Origin of the sequence: Gordonia bronchialis DSM 43247 (assembly GCF_000024785.1) — a bacterium.
Lineage (GTDB): Bacteria > Actinomycetota > Actinomycetes > Mycobacteriales > Mycobacteriaceae > Gordonia > Gordonia bronchialis.
This window is the reverse complement of sequence record NC_013441.1, coordinates 1,384,986-1,402,884: the sequence shown is the minus strand read 5'-3', so window position 1 is coordinate 1,402,884 and position 17,899 is coordinate 1,384,986. Positions and strand designations below refer to the sequence as shown.

General features: G+C 67.8%; 16 protein-coding genes. 7 read left to right on the top strand and 9 right to left on the bottom strand.

Going from position 1 to position 17,899, the window contains the following annotated elements; translation table 11 throughout:
- Positions 1–220: 220 nt before the first annotated feature.
- Both GBRO_RS06590 and GBRO_RS06585 read left to right on the top strand, forming a co-directional pair.
- Positions 221–1,768, top strand: a complete 1,548-nt coding sequence (locus tag GBRO_RS06590) for a hypothetical protein (RefSeq protein WP_012833195.1) — start codon at positions 221–223, stop codon at positions 1,766–1,768.
- A 67-nt stretch (positions 1,769–1,835) separates the two neighbouring features.
- A complete protein-coding gene (locus tag GBRO_RS06585) occupies positions 1,836–3,413 on the top strand; it encodes a hypothetical protein (RefSeq protein WP_012833194.1) in 1,578 nt (525 codons plus the stop codon).
- Positions 3,414–3,435: 22 nt separating this feature from the next.
- Here GBRO_RS06585 and GBRO_RS06580 read toward each other — a convergent pair whose 3' ends face one another.
- Positions 3,436–5,382 carry a hypothetical protein gene (locus GBRO_RS06580; protein WP_012833193.1) on the bottom strand — a complete coding sequence of 649 codons (1,947 nt, stop codon included), beginning with the start codon at positions 5,380–5,382 and terminating at the stop codon, positions 3,436–3,438.
- Positions 5,383–5,424: 42 nt separating this feature from the next.
- On the opposite strand from GBRO_RS06580, the gene GBRO_RS06575 reads away from it, so the two are divergent.
- From GBRO_RS06575 to GBRO_RS06565, 3 genes are all read left to right on the top strand, one after another.
- On the top strand, positions 5,425–5,763 hold the full coding sequence (locus GBRO_RS06575) for a chorismate mutase (RefSeq protein ID WP_370452888.1): 339 nt from the start codon (positions 5,425–5,427) through the stop codon (positions 5,761–5,763).
- Between the two features lie 55 nt (positions 5,764–5,818).
- Complete coding sequence (gene pgi / locus GBRO_RS06570) at positions 5,819–7,516, top strand: glucose-6-phosphate isomerase (protein ID WP_012833191.1); 1,698 nt, start codon at positions 5,819–5,821, stop codon at positions 7,514–7,516.
- Positions 7,517–7,602: 86 nt separating this feature from the next.
- On the top strand, positions 7,603–8,058 hold the full coding sequence (locus GBRO_RS06565) for a hypothetical protein (protein WP_147290632.1): 456 nt from the start codon (positions 7,603–7,605) through the stop codon (positions 8,056–8,058).
- 30 nt (positions 8,059–8,088) lie between these two features.
- Here GBRO_RS06565 and GBRO_RS06560 read toward each other — a convergent pair whose 3' ends face one another.
- The gene (locus GBRO_RS06560) at positions 8,089–8,622 is read right to left on the bottom strand and encodes a hypothetical protein (RefSeq protein WP_012833189.1); all 534 of its coding nucleotides are present in this window, start codon (positions 8,620–8,622) and stop codon (positions 8,089–8,091) included.
- Positions 8,623–8,641: 19 nt separating this feature from the next.
- On the opposite strand from GBRO_RS06560, the gene GBRO_RS06555 reads away from it, so the two are divergent.
- A complete protein-coding gene (locus GBRO_RS06555; protein WP_172491653.1) occupies positions 8,642–9,310 on the top strand; it encodes a hypothetical protein in 669 nt (222 codons plus the stop codon).
- 138 nt (positions 9,311–9,448) lie between these two features.
- On the opposite strand, the gene GBRO_RS06550 is transcribed toward GBRO_RS06555, so the two are convergent.
- Genes GBRO_RS06550 through GBRO_RS06530 form a run of 5 tightly spaced genes read right to left on the bottom strand, consistent with a single transcriptional unit; the run spans position 9,449 to position 14,700 of the window.
- Positions 9,449–10,192 (bottom strand): SDR family oxidoreductase, encoded by a 744-nt coding sequence (locus tag GBRO_RS06550; RefSeq protein WP_012833187.1) that lies wholly within the window; start codon positions 10,190–10,192, stop codon positions 9,449–9,451.
- Between the two features lie 38 nt (positions 10,193–10,230).
- Positions 10,231–11,268: a pyridoxal phosphate-dependent aminotransferase gene (locus tag GBRO_RS06545; RefSeq protein ID WP_012833186.1), complete on the bottom strand. Its 1,038-nt coding sequence runs from the start codon at positions 11,266–11,268 to the stop codon at positions 10,231–10,233.
- Positions 11,265–12,287, bottom strand: a complete 1,023-nt coding sequence (locus tag GBRO_RS06540; RefSeq protein ID WP_012833185.1) for a 3-oxoacyl-ACP synthase III family protein — start codon at positions 12,285–12,287, stop codon at positions 11,265–11,267. The genes GBRO_RS06545 and GBRO_RS06540 overlap by 4 nt, the downstream gene beginning before the upstream one ends.
- A complete protein-coding gene (locus tag GBRO_RS06535) occupies positions 12,284–12,949 on the bottom strand; it encodes a hypothetical protein (RefSeq protein WP_012833184.1) in 666 nt (221 codons plus the stop codon). Before GBRO_RS06535 ends, GBRO_RS06540 begins: the two co-directional genes overlap by 4 nt.
- A gap of 2 nt (positions 12,950–12,951) precedes the next feature.
- Entirely contained in the window at positions 12,952–14,700 is a 1,749-nt protein-coding gene (locus GBRO_RS06530) for a thiamine pyrophosphate-binding protein (RefSeq protein ID WP_012833183.1), read from the bottom strand.
- Between the two features lie 118 nt (positions 14,701–14,818).
- Here GBRO_RS06530 and GBRO_RS06525 point away from each other — a divergent pair, with 118 nt between their 5' ends.
- A complete protein-coding gene (locus GBRO_RS06525; RefSeq protein ID WP_227892859.1) occupies positions 14,819–16,273 on the top strand; it encodes a HAMP domain-containing sensor histidine kinase in 1,455 nt (484 codons plus the stop codon).
- Positions 16,274–16,315: 42 nt separating this feature from the next.
- Here GBRO_RS06525 and GBRO_RS06520 read toward each other — a convergent pair whose 3' ends face one another.
- Both GBRO_RS06520 and GBRO_RS06515 read right to left on the bottom strand, forming a co-directional pair.
- Positions 16,316–16,987 carry a response regulator transcription factor gene (locus tag GBRO_RS06520; protein WP_012833181.1) on the bottom strand — a complete coding sequence of 224 codons (672 nt, stop codon included), beginning with the start codon at positions 16,985–16,987 and terminating at the stop codon, positions 16,316–16,318.
- A gap of 7 nt (positions 16,988–16,994) precedes the next feature.
- Positions 16,995–17,882, bottom strand: coding sequence for a DNA-formamidopyrimidine glycosylase family protein (locus GBRO_RS06515; protein ID WP_012833180.1), 888 nt, complete (start codon positions 17,880–17,882; stop codon positions 16,995–16,997).
- Positions 17,883–17,899: the final 17 nt, after the last annotated feature.

Genomic DNA, 17,899 nt, shown 5'->3' with positions numbered 1-17,899 from the left:
GTTCCTCAGGCTACTCGTCCGCACCGACAGCGCCGCGGGCAGAGTCAGCGCCCGCGGCGGGCCGAAACGCCATTCGGTCGGCCGACCCGAACAGGCGACCCACCCCGAACGGACTACGTCTCACCGCCTGCGACGGCTACGATATGCCCGGATCGACAGGCTTGTGGCGCCATCTCGTTCGGCGCATCCGAGGTGGGACCCGACCGGGGAGGTCATTGGAATGTCGAAGGCACTTGCGGCGGTGGCGCTGGCGGTCGGGGCGATTGCCGCGGTGGTCGCCGTGGTGGTGTCGATCATCCCGTTCTCACACAGCGGGACCGCCGAGCCGACCGCGGCCTTCCGTGCGCAATCCGACCTCGACGAGGTGTTGTTCAAACTCGCGTCGAGCCCCGCCGCCAAGTACACCGGCAGTGTCACCCAGAAGAACCGGAACAACTCGCTGCGCATCGACTTCACCGACCTGACCTCGACCATCTCCAACAGCACCGAGGGAACTGTCACGGTCGACAACAATCAGGGCGAGTACCGCCAGATCGGCAACGAACGCTTCCTCAGCGCTCCCCTGGCCTTCTGGAACAGCGTGCTGCTCGACGCCGACAAGGCGCGCAAGGATCTCGCGCCCGTCGACCGCAAATGGACCAACGCTCGCGGCAGCCAGCTGCCCGCACTGGGCAACATCCTGGCGCCCGACATCCTGGCCGGCACGCTGGGCACCGTCGGCGGCGACGCGGCGCCCGAACTCAGCAGCGTCGCGATGGACACGACGGACCCGACGTTCCCGGATGCACGCTTCTGGCCGGTGGCCGACCCGCCGGTGACCTTCGTCGGCGACAACGTGGTCCGCATCGGCTCCTGGGACATCACCTACGACCCGGACAGCAAGGCCGTCACACATGTCAAGGGAGAGAACAAGATCGACGACGATCTGTCCCTGGACTACGACCTGGCGGTCACGCTGCTGCCGGCCGATCAGGCCGAGCGTGTGTTCGCCAGCCAGCGCGCCCTGGTCGCCGAACTCGTCGACGTCCCCGCCCCGGGTCTCTACACCGCACCCAACGCGGTCACCGGCCGCACCGTGGGCACCTGCACCCGAGCGGCCTGCAGCTGGGAATACACCGGATCGGGATCGGTGATCCCCGAAGCGCGCAGCGTCGGCTACGTCAACTACGGGCTCACCGTGAACTTCTTCGTCGGCGGCCGTCCCGCAGCCGCCCCGTGCCGGACCGTGATCCGCGCCGAGATCGGCTCAACCGGCAAGGCGACCTGCGTGGCCCGCAACATCACCGGTGCGGGCGACACGGTGTCCGCGCGGCCGAGCTTCCAGTACCTCGCGTTCACCACGCGGTCGGTCGAAGCCTTCAACGGACTCATCGATGACACGCAGAAGCGATCCAATCAGCAGGTCACTTTTGTGCGCACCGGCTCCAAGAAGGCGGCGGCCGACGGGTACAGCGCCCCGCTGACCGGCCTGCCGAGCTATTACGCGATCAAGCGCGGCGACTACCTGTTCGACGGTTTCAACACCACCGGCGAACTGATGGTCACCTACGGTCCGGGGTACGCCTCGAGCATCACCGGCGGTTCGCTGAAGTCGGAGTGGGCCACCATCATCGCCGACCAGCTCACCCGCCAGGTGCAGGCAGCCGGTGACACCGACATCGTCTGGTTCGCCGCCGAGGAGCAGACGGCCACCGCACTGCGCGCCATCGTGAGCCAGGCGGGCAAGAGCGACAAAGTCACCGTCGTGCTGCGCGAACCGACCACGTGACACCCCGACGGCGTCTGCCGACCCGAGATCATCCGTATTCGTCGATACCACAACAGGGGGGACACTCGTGAAGAAGCAGTCCATCGTCCTACCGGCTCTGGTCGCCGCGGTCGGGGTCATCGCCCTGGTTGCAGCGCTGGTCGTGTCGTTCATCCCGTTCAGCAAGGCCGGTGCGTCGGCACCGACCGCCGCCTTCCGTGCCCAGGCCGACCTCGACGCGGTGCTGTTCAAACTGGCGACCAGCCCGGCCGCCAAGTTCACCGGCAAGCTCGACTACAAGGCCTCGCGGACGGGGGTATCGGGGACCGTCGAGTTCACCGACCTGACCGCGACGTCGTCGAACAACGTGCAGGGCACCATCTCGGTGGGCGGCCAGCAGGGCGAATATCGTCAGATCGGCAACCGGTACTTCGTCAGCGCGCCGCAGGCCTTCTGGCCGCCGCTGCTGACCTCGGAGCAGAAGAACAAGCTCGATCTTGCTCCGCTGGACCGCAAGTGGGCCGAGGCCACCTACGCCTCCCTGCCGAATCTCGGTGTCCAGCTGTCCTCGAACAACCTCGCCGGCATCGTCGGCAACACCGAACAGTCCTCACCGCCCAAGCTCGGCGCGCCGATCCGCAAAACCGACGTCGAACTCCCCGACGACCGGTTCTGGCCCGAGTCCGATCCGGCCGTCACCTTCGAGGGTGACAACCTGGTCCGGGTCGGCGAATGGACGGTCACCTATGACCCGCAGAGCAAGACCATCACGCATCTGAAGGGCACCTACCAGCGGTTCAACGATTCCTTCACGCTGGACACCTCCGTCACCCCGCTGACAACCGAGCAGACCAACGCACTGTTCGGTGCCCAGCGCGCCATCGCGAACGACCTCACCACCGTCCCCGCGCCTGGTGTCAGGCCCAGCCAGAGCAACGCGATCACGGTGCAGGCGAACGGATCGAGTTGCGCCCTCGAGGGCAGCGGACAGCGGTGCTCGTGGACGGTCACCGCGTCCGGCGACACCAACTTCCGGCTCTACACCCCGGGCCACTTCAATTTCGGGGTCACCGCCACCTTCCTGCGCGACGGCCGGCCCGACGGTGGCACCTGTCAGGTGGTGATCCGCGCCGACGTCAACGGGAAGGGCAGCGCGACGTGTTCGACCAGCGTCATCTCACTGGGCGGCCGGGTCGTGCGGATCGTGCCGGACTACCGCTACCTCGGTTTCACCGACAGCAATGCCGATCAGATCAATGAGCTCATCGACAACACCCAGAAGCGCACCACCACGGCGGCGCACTATGTCCGCACCGGTAGCAAACGGCCCGACGCCGCGAAGTTCGACACGTCCATCAACGCGCTGCCGTCTTTCTACGCCGTCGAGTACGGCAACTATCAGTTCGACGGCATCGCCACCGACGGTGGGCTGGTGATGACCTTCGGGCCCGGTTACGCCGAGCACATCCACAACGGGGTTCTCGACGCCGACTGGGCGGGCACCAATGCCATCGCCGAACAACTCGACAAACAGCTGGCCGCGGTCGGGGATCAGACGCTCTACTACTATACAGCCGAGGAGACCATGTCCACCGCGCTCATCGCGCTGGCCAAGGCGCGCGGACACGACGGCAAGGTGAAGGTCTACTACTCGCCCACCACCTAGGGCGTGTCTCACGCCCTGGCCGCTACCCGACGAATCGGGCCTCCACGACCTCACCGACTCGCCCCTGTCCGGTGTGCAGGGCGAGTCCCTCGGTGAGCGGGCGAAGGGTGAGGGTGCGCCCGGAGCCGTCGAGTTGCACGTACACGACGTGGAGTCCGGCCTGGACCGCAACCGTGTGGGCCGTGCCGTCGTCGAGCCGGAACTCCACCTCGCCCGACCGGTTGGCGCAGTAGCCGAGCGCAATCGTCCAGCGCCAGCGGATGAGTGGGCCGTCGAGGGGCAGTTGCGTGGGGCCGGTCACCTCCGGCCGATCGCACGCGCCGCGTCCCGCGGCGATGTTCCGTTGCGCGGTGACCGCGCCCGGCACCAGTTCACCGGCGGTATCGAGGACGACGAGCCGATCGGTGGACGAGGCGAACGGCGGCCGGTCGCGCAGGCGCCCGAAGGTATGGCTGATCTGGTTGTTCGGGTAGGCGACCGGTAGGAGGACCTCCAGCGGTAGCGACTGATCGAACATCGGGTGCTCGGTGTTCGCGGCGAGCGACCGCTTGGCCGTGGCCAGGTAGTCGCCGGTGGGGTTGTCGCGCCACGAATCGCCGAAACCGGCCAGCGAGATCGTCGCCGACGCGGCAGCCAAGGCGATGAGCACAGCCACCAACACCGTTGCAGGTGAGGCGGTTTCGGCTGTTTTCGCATGCCGGGCACCGGTGGTGGCGGCCGCGCGCACCGAACGTGCGGGGGCGGCGATGAGCAGGGCGAGTGCCGCGGTCAGCACGAGGGCACTGTCGGGTAGGTAACGCATCGTCTGCGCGAGTTCCAGAGCGGTGTTGTCGCTCGAGCGGTTCCACATCACCGGGATCTGCGCGACGACGACGTACGCGCCGGCCGCCAGCAACACCGCGAACGCGCCGTGCCGGCGCAGCACCGCCCAGATCACCACCCCCGCGACCACCAGCCATCCGGCCAGGATCATCCACCACGACGCAAAACCCATGGGCGGACTCGGATTCCAGCGGCCCCACTCCCACGGCCCGCCCACCAGCGAGGGGACGACGGCCCGGTTGACCGACCGCCAGACCAGCCGAGCGGTCTGGGCGGCCGAATGCACGCCAGCGGTCGCGTCGGACACCGAGAAGAAGATGATCACCCACACGACGAAGATCACCGCCAGCGCCGCCCACAACCGCCGGGCCCGGACCACTGCGGCCGCAAGCGGACTCATCGTCTCGGCGAGATCGGCGTCGTCACCGGCTCCGTCGTCATCCCCCGTTTCCGTCCGGCGTCGGGACGCGGCCACCGACAACGTCGCCGTCACCAGTGCGACCGGCAGGATGAACAGCGACTTCTCGAAGAAGGTCAGCGCGATCAGGAAGATCAGCGCGGAGCGCACCGTGATACGACGGCGAGTCGCGTCGTCGGTGTCCGTGCGGCAGGCCAGGACCGCGTCGCCGACGATCCAGGCGATCGCCGCCTGCATCGGCAGGGTGTTGAGTCCAGCGGCCCACCACGTGAAGGCTGGCACCGTCATCGGGGTGAAGAGATAGAACGTCAACGCGGCCAGGGCCGCGATTCCCGCCGCGGGCGCGATGATCCGGATCATCCGCCACACCGCCACCGACGCCACTGCCTGCAACACGATCAGCGTGGCCGCGGGTAGCGCCCACGTCACCGGTGCCAGGACGGTCGAGATGCCCGCAACCAGGAAGGCGGCCGGCATGAAATGACCGTCGTGGCTGTGCCCGAGGTACTCCCACGAACCGATCGGCATCGACGACGCCCGGCCGATCAGGATCAGGTCATCCCAGTAGAAGTTCCCGGTGGCCACCAGCCAGCCGCGGATCACGAGCTGCGCGGTGATCAACGTGACCGCGAGAACGACAACTGTCGACACCCCAGAGATCGAGGGCGCTGCGCGACCCGCCGCCTGTTCGTCCGATCGCTGCGCGGTCCCCGCCTGTTCGCTCACCATCCCACCATCCTCGCGTGCGCAGTGCGTGGCAAAATCGGGCGGGTGACCGACGACAGCACACCCGATGAGGCCGCCATCCCGTTCGAGCAGACCATCGACCTGGAGCGCTACGAGCTGTCGTCGCAGGTGGACACCCTGCCCGACGACATCGACGCGCTGCGACTCGAGATCGACCGGCTCGACGCGGTGATCCTGGCCGCGGTGAAACGACGCTCGGCGGTGTCGAAGAAGATCGGTGCCGCGCGCATGGCGTCGGGTGGTCCGCGCCTGGTCCACAGTCGCGAGGTGAAGGTGCTCGAACGCTTCAAGGACCTTGGGCAGGAAGGCCATACGCTGGCGATGCTGCTGCTGCGACTCGGGCGGGGCCCGCTGGGACGGTGACCCGCCTCGGCGATGCCGTCGCACCGCGGACGGCCACCGCATAGGGTGGTGAGTCATGAGCAGCGACTCCTCGGGCGGCGAGTTCACCGGTAGCGACCACGGCGACATCACCGCCACCCAGTCCTGGCAGGCCCTGGCCGCGCATCAGCCGCACGTGTTCGCGATGCATCTGCGTGAGGTCTTCGCGGTGAACCCCGATCGTGGTCGCGAACTCACCGTCGACGTCGGCGACCTGCACATCGACTACTCCAAGCACCGGGTGCTACGCGAGACCCTGGAACTGCTCTTCAGTCTCGCCCGCGAGGTCGGCCTCACCGATCGCCGCGACGACATGTTCGCCGGCGCACACATCAACACCTCCGAGGATCGCGCCGTCCTGCACACCGCGCTGCGCCTTCCGGCCGACGCATCCCTGACCGTCGACGGCCAGAATGTGGTCGCCGACGTCCACGAGGTCCTCGACGCGATGGGCGCCTTCACCGACAAACTGCGCAGCGGTGAGTGGAAAGGCCACACGGGCAAGCCGATCACCGACGTGGTCAACATCGGCATCGGCGGGTCCGACCTCGGGCCGGCCATGGTCTATCAGGCGCTGCGGCACTACGTCGATTCGTCCATCCGCTGCCACTTCGTCTCCAACGTCGACCCCGCCGACCTCGTCGGAACCCTGGCCGACCTCGACGCCGAGACCACCCTGTTCATCATCGCCTCCAAGACGTTCACCACCCTGGAGACGCTCACCAACGCGTCGGCGGCCCGCAGCTGGCTGCTCACCGAACTCGGCGCCGGCCCCGACGCCGTCGCGAAACACTTTGTCGCCGTGAGCACCAACGCCGAGAAGGTGTCGGAGTTCGGCATCGACACCGCCAACATGTTCGGCTTCTGGGACTGGGTCGGCGGACGCTACTCCGTCGACTCGGCGATCGGGCTGTCGGTGATGGCGGCCATCGGCAAGGATCGTTTTGCCGAATTCCTCGACGGCTTCCACGTCGTCGACGAGCATTTCCGTACCCAGCCGCTCGAGCAGAACGCGCCGGTGATCCTCGGCCTCATCGGCCTGTGGTACTCCAACTTCTGGGATGCCCAGATCCGGGCGGTGCTGCCGTATTCCAACGACATGGCCCGCTTCCCCGCGTATCTGCAGCAGCTGACGATGGAGTCCAACGGCAAGTCCGTCACCGCACAGGGGGCACACGTCACCACGGAGACCGGCGAGGTGTTCTGGGGCGAGCCGGGTACCAACGGACAGCACGCGTTCTACCAACTGCTGCATCAGGGAACCCGGATGATCCCGTCGGATTTCATCGGCTTCGCCGAACCCACCGACGATCTGCCGGTGACTCCCGACGGTGCGGGTTCCATGCACGACCTGCTGATGAGCAACTACTTCGCCCAGACCAAGGTGCTCGCCTTCGGCAAGACCGCCGACGAGATCGCGGCCGAGGGTGTCGCCCCGAATGTGGTGGCGCACAAGGTGATGCCCGGCAACCGTCCGTCCACCTCGATCCTCGCCCCCAAGCTCACGCCGTCGGTCATCGGCCAGTTGATCGCCCTCTACGAACACCAGGTCTTCGTCGAAGGTGTCATCTGGGGCATCAACTCCTTCGACCAGTGGGGTGTGGAACTCGGCAAGACCCAGGCCAAGGAACTACTCGGTGTGATCACCTCCGACGACGCCCCGGCCGCTGCCGACGACTCCTCCACCGACGAACTCGTGCGCTGGTACCGCAAGCACCGGGGCCGTCGCGCCTGATCACCGCCGCTAACGCGCCGAGCCCCGTCGTCGATATGACGTATGTCACAACCGAACGGTATGTCACCCGACATGAGGAACCCATCATGCTCCGACGAATCCTGCGGGGAACGATCATCGCGGTCAGCGCAGTCGGACTGATCGTGATGTCGTCGGCCGTGCGGGCCGACGCGGCGCCCGCGCGCACGGTCATCACCCCGGTCATCTGGACAGTCGCCTACGGCCCGGCGTGCGGCGGCAACGTCAGCGGTCTCGCGAGCACCGTTCCCAACCGGCCCGGCACCCTCTACCTGCAGGCCACCGGCCGCTTCCTCGGCATCTCCGACGACGGCGGGCAATGCCGCGTCGGCGTGCGCATCTTCTGGCGCAAGGTCAACACCGCCGGGGTGGTGCGCGGAGAGGTCCGGGGCATGCTCATCCCGTCGAGCATCACCAAGATCGTGGGCGAGACCGTCCGCACCGGGCCTGGGCGGGTCGAGTTTTGGATCGTCACCGACCGGCCGTCGACGACGGTGCCACGGTCGGTCATCGACGTGGCCTGAATCGAGGTGGCCTGAATCGAGGTGGCCTGATCAGCGCCAGCGGTCCTCGTCGAACACCTCGTCGGGGATCTCGTCGCCCGGCTGCACCCCGAGTTCCTCCAGCCGACCCATCAGCGCCGCTGCCACGGCGATGAACGTGACGACATCTTCTGGCTCCGTTGACCTCTCGGCCGGATCACCGCCCAGGAACTCGTACAAGGCGGGCGGCACGCACGACCCCGTGTCGAGTGCACGGGTGCCGGTCGCGGTGCGCCAGGCATCGAAGCTGGCGCCGTCGACAGCCTCGGCGACCTCCCCGCTGCGCACCGCGGCGAGCACCTCGTCGACGGTGGCGAGTTCACCCGAATTGCCGCTCGAGGCGTCGAATCCGAGGACCGCGTCGTCGGCGACCGACTCGTCGGCGGCGAGCGTGAAGTACACGATGCCGCGCCAGTCGGCGGCCAGCGCCTCGACGTCGTCGCGTCCGAAGACCTCCGTCAACAGCTCACTGACCTGCGCCCGTTTGCGCTCACCGAACAACTGAAACGCGCCATGGGCCACGACCTGCCCCTGCTTGCTCGCCACATCGGTTACCTTACGCAGCGTGAGACCTCATCCGTCGGCGCGACGCGTCGCCCTCCTTGCCGGATGCCTGAGCGCGCTACTGGCGATCGCGGCGTGCTCGTCGAACTCCTCGGAGAGCTCGCCCGCCGAGAAGCCGACGTCGGTTCCGATGTCGGCGTCGGTGAGTGTGGCAAACGGCGCCCCGGCTCGGACCGACCCGGGGACGGCGCTCGACTTCGGACAGACCGCGACGTTGCCGTCGAATGCGTTCAGCGCGGGTGGTTCGCTGGCGCTGTTCACCGTCACCGGCATCACGCCCGCGGAGAACGTACCCGACACGGTGACCCACGGTGGTGCACCGTACTTCATCTACGTGACGGTGACCTCGCTGGCCGCTCGGCCGGCCGCGGCACCCGGGTTGGTGGGCCTCGCGGGTAGCCCCGACGGCCGCACCGCCGCACTGACCCTCACTCCCACGGGCGGGCTGCCCGCCTGCACGGACACTCCCATACCCGAGCGCATGAAACGCGGCGAGTCCTACGCCACCTGTCTGCTCGCCCTCGCCGACCCCGGGCAGAAGCTGCAGCAGGTCATCTACTGGGCGGACACCACCGGTGACGACGCCTTCGACTACAAGGCCTCGCCGGTGGCCTGGCGCAACCCCGCGGCGGTGCCCAGCGGGTCGCCGACGACGAGCACCGCCGGTTGAGCGCTCCGCCCGCTGCGGAAACCAGGGGAAGGATTTCCCTACCCTGGTTTTGGTTTCCTTCTCGAGAAGTTTCCCAGGGACGAATCCACAAGTGGGGGAAAGATATTCCTCCCCTACTTTCCGCCGGCCTCGGCCGCGTTACACCAGCCGACGTGAAATGGCGGCCGGCAGGTACTTCAGGGCGACCGCGATCGGGGTCCACGGCCACGCCGGAATCGGTGCCCAGCCCTTCTCCGCCTCGATGGCGTTGATCATGGCGTCGACACCGTCGTCGGTGTCGGCCATCAGCGAGGTCTTCACGCCGCGGTTGATGTCGGTCTCGATGTAGCCGGGCAGCAACACCGACACCTCGATGGGAGAGTTGGCGAACTCGGCCTGCAGGCCTTGCCCGAGAGCGGACAGACCGGCCTTGGACGCCGAGTAGGCGGCCTGCGCCTTCGGCAGGCCGCGGATGCCACTGATCGAACTGATCAGCACCAGATGTCCCGAATTCTGTTCGCGGAAGATCTCCAGCGCCGCCTCGATCTGCGCGAGAGCACCCACCAGGTTGGTCTGGATGGTCTCGATGTTGGCGTGCGCCTTGCCCGTTCCCAGCGGTGCGCCCTTGCCGAGACCCGCGTTGACGATGACGCGATCGAGTCCGCCGAGTTCCTCGCGCAGTTTCCCGAAGACGATCGGCACGGAGTCGGTGTCGGTGACGTCGAGCTGGGCCACGGCGACCTGCTCGGCCGCCGGCCGCAGCTCGTCGGCCAGGGTCTCGAGCCGGTCGAGTCGTCGTGCGGCGAGCGCGAGCGAACGTCCCTCCCCCGCGAACCGTCGGGCCATGCCCTCCCCGAGCCCCGAACTCGCACCCGTGATCAGAATCTTCTGTCGTCTCCCCATGCGGTCAGCGTACCCAGGAGGGGTCGGGCCAATGCGGATCAGGCCTTACGAGCAGTCAGCCGTAGTGCCCCGACGAGGTAGTCGGTCGAAGCGCAATCCCCGACGGTCAGCCGGAATCCGAAGTCGCCACAACGCTTTCCGAGCACACCGACGGTGTTGAGGAGGGTGCCCACCTGCAGACCGTCGTCGCCGGGGAGGAACACGAAGTTGCCCTGACTCGGCAGCGGCGACGCCCCGATGGCGGTGAGCATCGCCGACAACCTCGCACGCTCGGTGCGCATCGCGCTAACCCGGTCGTCGAGTTCGGCCCGTGCCGCCAGCGCGACCGGGACAGCCGCCAGCGCCGCCGGACCGACCGCGAACGGGATCTCCCGCGCGCGCAGTGCCGCGCCCATCTCGGCACCGACGAGCGCATAGCCCACACGCAGGGCGGCGAGCCCGTGCGCCTTGGAAAAGGTCCGCAGCGCGACCAGCGTCGGGAATCGTCGGGTCAACCCGATTATGTCGGGCGGGTCGTCGCAGAACTCCGCGTAGGCCTCGTCGAAGATGACCGTCACACTCGGTGGCACTTCGCGCAGGAAGGCGACGAGCGCGTCTTCGGAGACCACCGATCCGGTCGGGTTGTGCGGTGAGCAGATGGCCACCGCCGAGGTGTCGGCGTCGACGGCGCTGGCGAGCGCGTCGAGGTCGGTACCGCCGTGGGCGTCAAGTTCGGTTGCGCGCACCTCGATTCCGAGCATGCCGGCCAGGATCGGGTAACCGTCGAAGGTGGGTGTCGAGGTCACCAGCGTCGGGGCGGTGACGCCCCGGCCACGGGCACGGACCGAGCTCTCCGCCAGGACGGTGTGGGCCAGTCCGGTTGCCCCGGGTCCGACGCTGATCCGGTCGGCCGCGACCGACAGGTGCGCGGCGATTGTGGCGCGCAACCGGTCCGGGAAGAAGTCCGGGTACCGATTCACCTCAACGACACCGGCCGCCAGCACCCGGGCGACAGCGGGAAGCGGCCCGTAGGGAGATTCGTTGAGGCTCAACCGATATGGGGCGGCCGCCATTGCCGGCGCACGCGTCAGGGTCATCGTCCGCACCAGCGCAGCGCGAGGGCACCGGCGAAATCGCCGGCGTGGGCGAAGGCCGCCGTCATCACCACATCCCCGACCGCGATCCGACCGTCGGTGATGGCGGTGTCGAGGGTCAGTGGGATGGCGACGCCGAACAGGTTGCCGCATTCGTCGAAGGTGTCCGGATGTCGCTCGGCCGGCAACTCCAGCGCCTCGGCCCAATTGCGCAGGAAGATGCGGTTGGGCTGGTTGGTGATCAGCCAGTCCAGTTCGGCGGGCGCCACCCCGATGGCGTCGGCCACCTCGATGGCGACCTCGGGAACCATGCGGTTTCCGCGGGCGAGCACCTTGGTGATCTTGGCGTCGGTGAATCCGATGTGGATCTGACCGGGACCGGCCTCCCAGTATTTGCGATCCGGTGTCGCGACGGCGGTCATGTCGCCCGAGTACTGCCCGTAGGAGTGGCATCGCACGCCCAGCACCGGACTGCCGACACCGTCGGTCGACACCACCGCCATCGCCGCCCCGTCACCGGGGATGGGAGCCTGGGCCTTGCCGCGCACCTGTTCCTGGGTGAACACCTGGGACGCACTGTTCTGCGCCAGCGCGATGACCGCCTTGCCCCCGCCGCGTCCCCGCAGCAGACCGTCGGCGAGTTCGACCATGTGCGGGAAGGCCGCGCAGCCCCCGTTGTGCACGTCGAGCACCGTGTGAGGCCGCAAGCCGAGGCGGTGGGCGACTTCGCCACCGCATCCGCGCACCGGCACCTCCGGCAGCTGGCTGTGGGTGAGCACCACATCCACGTCGTCGAGCCAGTCCTCCCCGTGCCGCGCTGTCAACGTACGGGCGGCGGCGATCATCATGTCGGCCGAGGTCTCCCCGTGAGCCGCGTGGTGCCGATGGGCGGGCATCCGGAACATGGCGTTGCCGGCCAGTTGATCATCCTCGGCGAACTGCTCGAAATAGGTTGCCGGCACCCGATTCTCGGGCAGGTATCCGGCGACATCGAGGAGCGAAAGGGTGGGTTCGGCGGTCATCGGCTCATCCAATCCGGGGTCAGCGGCAGGTCGTGGTGGTGGCGGTACTCGGCGATCGCGGTCAGGTTGTCGAGTTCGAGTTGGTGACCGGCGGAGAACATGTCCCAGAAGTCACCGACCCATACCGGGCGTTCCGGCGGAGCGGTCTCCGGGTAGGGGTTCTCGTCGTAGAACGGGTGATGACAGTTGGTCCACAGCACCACCGATCCCGGCTTGTCGAGCACCACCTGGGCGTCGACGACGCGCATCAGGTAGACCATCCAGAGGTGGCGTCCCTGGTCCCAGGCGCAGTGATAGTCGACGGTCATCGCATGCGGATCGGTGACGGTGCGCGTGTAGATCTCGGTGTTGTCGCCCAACCGATCCTGGGCCACCCACAGGCCGGCTTCGGCGGTCTCGGTGAAACCGCGCAGGCTGTAGGTCCACTCCTCCAATGACCTGGTGTCCGAAAGCCATTCGTACAGTTCTCGCGGCGGGGCATCCACATAGCCCTGGACGGTGCAGAAGTCGCCGAAGATTCGATCATGCGGGTAGACCGAACGCAGCATGTCGACGATGATCGGCGTCGCCACCGGTCGTGGATGGGATTCGATGCGGGTGATCCCCGGCAACGTGGCCGCGGATTCCCCCAGATCGGATAGGGCGGGCAAAGCGACGGTCATGGTTAGCCTCTCATCAGAAACGGTGCGAACGGCGGGATTTCGTCGGGGTCGACGTCGACGACGATGCAGTTGGGTCCGGCGTCGGCGTCCAGGAGGTCAGCACAGGCCGCGGCCAGCGACTCCGATGTCGTGACCGCGCGGACGTCGAGGCAGGGGAACATGGCGGTCAGACCGGCGGCGAAGTCGGTGTGCCGGAACCGGTTCAGACTCCGCTGCGTGTGGACCGGCGGGGGCGTGTCGGGGAAGAACAGGTGCTCGCGGGTGATGCACATCCCGTGGGCGTCGTTGTTGAGCACGATCAGGGTGAGCGGCGCACCGTATTCCACCGCCGTGTGGATCTCCATGCCGTGCATCATGAATGCGCCATCCCCGGCGATCACCGTGGTGCGTGCACGTCGCGGTTGAATCATCGAGGCGATGGCCTGGCCCACCCCGGCCGCGATCGCATAGCCCATGCCGCCCATGCCCAGCGCCACGACAAACCTGCCGCGCCCGAACGGCAGATGGTGTACGGCCGCCGCACCGGTGTTCCCGGCGTCAGCGAAGACGCTGCCGCGCAACGGTAGTGACGCTCCGACGATGTCGATCACCGCCGGCAGGGACAGTTCCCGGTCGGTTCCGGGACTCACCAGGGGCTGCCGTGTGACGGTCGGGGCTGCGACGGATCGCGCGCCCAGACTTCGCAGATCCTTGCTCAGCCAACGCACCGTCTCACGCAGATCCGCACACCGTATCCACTGGGTTCCTGGTGTGGATTCCACAGCTGGACAGCGCAATTCTTGGGTACCCAGATACACCACGGGACGCTCGGGGAGGAGCGCGTCCAGTCCGGCCCGATCGGTCATCGACATGCGGGTCCCGATCGCGAGGACGAGATCGGCGGTGCGCACCGCACCCCGTGCCGACGGGTGACCCATCACGCCGGTCACCCCGGCGCATCGATCCGCGTCGACGATCGCGTCCCGGCCACCCGGGGCCGCCACCGTCACGGCACCGAGAAGCTCGGCCAGCGCATCGATTTCGTCGCCGGCCTGTGCCATCGAGGCCTCCTCCCCGACCCAGATGACCACCGACGCGCCGGACTGACCCATCGTGAGCAGACGCCGGGCAAGCACAGCAAGATCGCTACGCGGAACCACCGATGCGCGAGCCGGAACACGGTCCGGATTCTCAACCACTACAGCATTTTCGGCCTGGACGTCACGGGCGACGAGCAACGCTGCGGGTCGTCGGGCGGCCAGGACCGCGTCGATGCGGCCGAGGGCGTCACCGATGTCGGCCCCGGAGGAGATCACCTCGCAGGCCCCGACGACGCCGGCAAGTGCCGCGGCGAGATCGATGGTGTCCGGCGGGTTCGCCATGTCCTGGAAGGCACCCGACCCCACCAGCGGTGTCGGTGGGGTCCCGATCACCGCGAGCACCGGCACCCGACTGTCGTAGGCCTCCGCGAGTGCGGGCAGCACATTCAGCGCGCCACCCCCGGAGGTGGTGAGTACGGTGCCGTAACCGCCTGAGATGCGCGCCGTTCCGTCGGCCATGGCGCCCGCCGCGAACTCGTGTTTGGCGACCACCGGGGTGATGCCGGCGGCTCGCACGGCGGCGTCGAAGAGGTGCTCGACGTTCGCTCCGTGGACGCCGAAGATCGTCGAAACTCCCAGCGCGCGAGCATGTTCGATGATGATGTCGGCAACGGTGCGTGTCATCCCCGACACTGACGCGCTGTCCCGGCCGATCGGGTCAACCGCGGTCATCGGCCCACCATGCTCCCCACTACCTGAAGACTGGCTGAAAGCGCCGGAGGGCCGGATGGTTCTGCTGGAGACCCCACTGGCCCTACGATGGAGCCGGTGGTTGTCCGGAGGAGTCACGGTGAAGCCATGTCGCGGTTTGGCAGCGGGTATCCGGGCGACGTTCCGGCGCAACCAGGGGGTGCGCGTCCGATCGACGATCGTCGGAACCCTGTTGGTGGCAATAGCTCTCGTGATCGGGGCGGCAGTGATGCTGTTCATGCTCAACCGCGCGGACAGCCGCGAGATGTACAACACGACCGGCTACCACACCTATGAAGTCGCCAAGCTGATCCGCGACGGCGGGATCGCCGCAGTACCTTCTGAGGAACTCAACGAGGGCACCGGTGCCGATGTCATCCAGGTGATCGACGACCGGGGGCAGGTGGTCGCGAGGTCCTCCAACGCACCCACCGTCCCGCTCAGCTCGGCGCATCCGCCTGCCGGCCAGTCGGTCGACATCGAGGGCCGCATGATGCCGGGCAACGACGACAGGTTCTGCGGCACGGTCACCACCGTCGTGCATGGCACCGACGAGTTCAGGGTCGTCTCGGCGGTGTCCGCGGAACCGTACCGGCGTGGGCTGGTCAACACCGCGATTCTGCTCGCGGTGGAGTTGCCGTTCCTGGTGCTGCTGGCCGGCTTCGCGATCTACCACTTCGTCGGCTGCGCGTTGCGTCCGGTCGGCCGGATCACCGCCGAGGTCAACGCGATCACCGCATCCGATCTGTCCCGCCGTGTTCCGGTACCGGCCACCGACGACGAGGTGACCCGCATGGCCACCACCATGAACGCCATGCTCGAACGCCTCGAACGCAGCCACGATTCGCATCTGCGCTTCGTCGGGGACGCATCGCACGAGCTGCGCAGCCCGCTGACCACCATCGTCGGGCTGCTGGACCTGGCCGACTGCACGGCGACCCCCGTCGACACCGAGACCGTCCGCACCATCCTGCTGCCGGAGGCGCGCCGCATGCAGCACATGGTGGAGGATCTCCTGTTGTTGGCTCGGGCCGACGAGAACGGATTGCCGCTGCGCATCGTCGAGGTGGACCTCGACGATGTCGTCGTCGCCGAAGCGCGTCGTTTGCGGTCGCTGGGTATGGCGGCCGTGGAGGTTCGCGTGGTCCCGATCCGGGTTGCCGGCGACCCGGACAAGCTCGCACGGGCGCTGCGCAATCTCACCGACAACGCCGCCCGGTACGCATCGTCGACGATTCGGCTGGACATGTCGGTCGACGACACCACCGCCACCGCCCGACTCGCCGTCGCCGACGACGGGCCGGGCATCGCGTCGGAATCCCGTGACGTCGTCTTCGATCGGTTCACCCGTCTCGGTTCGGACCGGCGCAATGCCAGCGGGTCGGGGCTCGGGTTGTCCATCGCCCGCGAGATCGCCCGCGCGCACGGCGGCCACCTGTCGATCGACGACCCGCACCCCGACTTCGAGCATGGCGCGACCTTTGTCATCACCTTGCCGCTGGCCAGCGCACCGGACACCACGAGTGAGCCGGCACCGGTCGCACTGGTCGAATAGTCCGCCCCGGAGCACGGGAGTCTGTGCGCGTTGCGATGCCGCTCACTCCGACCGCAGCCGGTATCCAGCCCCGCGCACGGTCTCGATGGAACGCTTCCCGAACGGGGTGTCGATCCGTTTGCGCAGGTAGCCGACGTACACCTCGACGATGTTGGCGTCGCCGTCGAAGTTCTCGTCCCACACCGACCGCACGATCTCGCATTTGGAGACCACGGTGTCGGCGTTGCGGATGAGGTATTCGAGGACCGCGAATTCGCGTGGTGTCAACGTGATCGGAGTCTGGCCGCGGGTGACGGTGTGCTCGGCGGGATCCACCACGAGGTCACCGGCCACCAGCCGCGCCGGCCGTTCCCGCACGCCGCGCCGCAGCAGGGCTCGCAGATGCGCCTTGAGGACCACCACGGAGAACGGTTTGACCAGATAGTCATCGGCGCCCGCGTCGAGCGCCTCGGCCTGGTCGTACTCACCGTCCTTGGCGGTGAGCATGACCACCGGGGTCCAGATGCCGCGCGCCCGCAGTTCCCGGACCACCACGTAGCCGTTGTGACCCGGCAGCATGATGTCGAGAACGATCACGTCATGGCTGCCTTCGGTGGCCTTCCAGAGACCGTCGACGCCGTCGTGCGCCACGGTGACGGCCCAGCCGTCGCTGACCAGGGCACGACGTACCGTCTCGGCAACCCCGGGATCGTCGTCGACGACGAGCGCGTGCACGGCCGGGCTACTTCAGCAGCCGCGACATACGGCGGTCGGCCAGCACCTTGCCACCGGTCTGGCAGGTCGGACAGTACTGGAAGGACCGGTCGGCAAAAGACACTTCGCGTACGGTGTCCCCACAGACCGGGCACGGCAACCCGGTGCGGGCGTGGACCCGCAGACCGGTCCGCTTCTCCGACTTGAGCCGAGCCACCGTCTGCCCCTCGAGCCGGCCGGTCGCGTCGGCGAGCACACTGCGCATCGCGTCGTAGAGGGTGCTCACCTGTTCCTCGGTGAGCGACTTGGCCGTCGCGAACGGTGAGAGTCGGGCGGTGTGCAGGATCTCGTCGGAGTAGGCGTTGCCGATACCGGCCATGACACGCTGATCGGCGAGCACGTTCTTGATGCGTCCGGCGGTCTGGGCGAGGATGGCGCCGAACTCGGACACGCTCAGCGACAACACGTCCGGGCCCAGGGTGGCGACGCGGTCGATGTCGGCGAGGTCACGCACAATCCACACCGCCAGCCGCTTCTGCGTTCCCGCCTCGGTCACGTCGAATCCTTCTGATGGAAGACCACAGTGCACCCGCAGCGCGATCGGCGATTTGCCGCCCGGACGTAGCGGCCGGGGTGAGAGGTCCTCGCTCCACCGCAGCCAGCCCGCCCGCGACAGGTGGATGACCAGCAGAATCACCGGTTCGGGGTCGGTGTCGGCGCCGGGGACGGTCCGGATCACCAGGTATTTGCCCACCCGGCCGACCGATTCGACGATCCGTCCGACGAGTGCCGTGTACGGCGGGTCGGCGGTCTTGAGCACCGACAACGACGCGACGTCGACCCGGCGGATGGGCAGACCGGCCGCGCGCGAGTCGACGTAGTCGGCGATCGCGGCGACCTCGGGAAGCTCCGGCATATGCCCAGTGTGCTCTA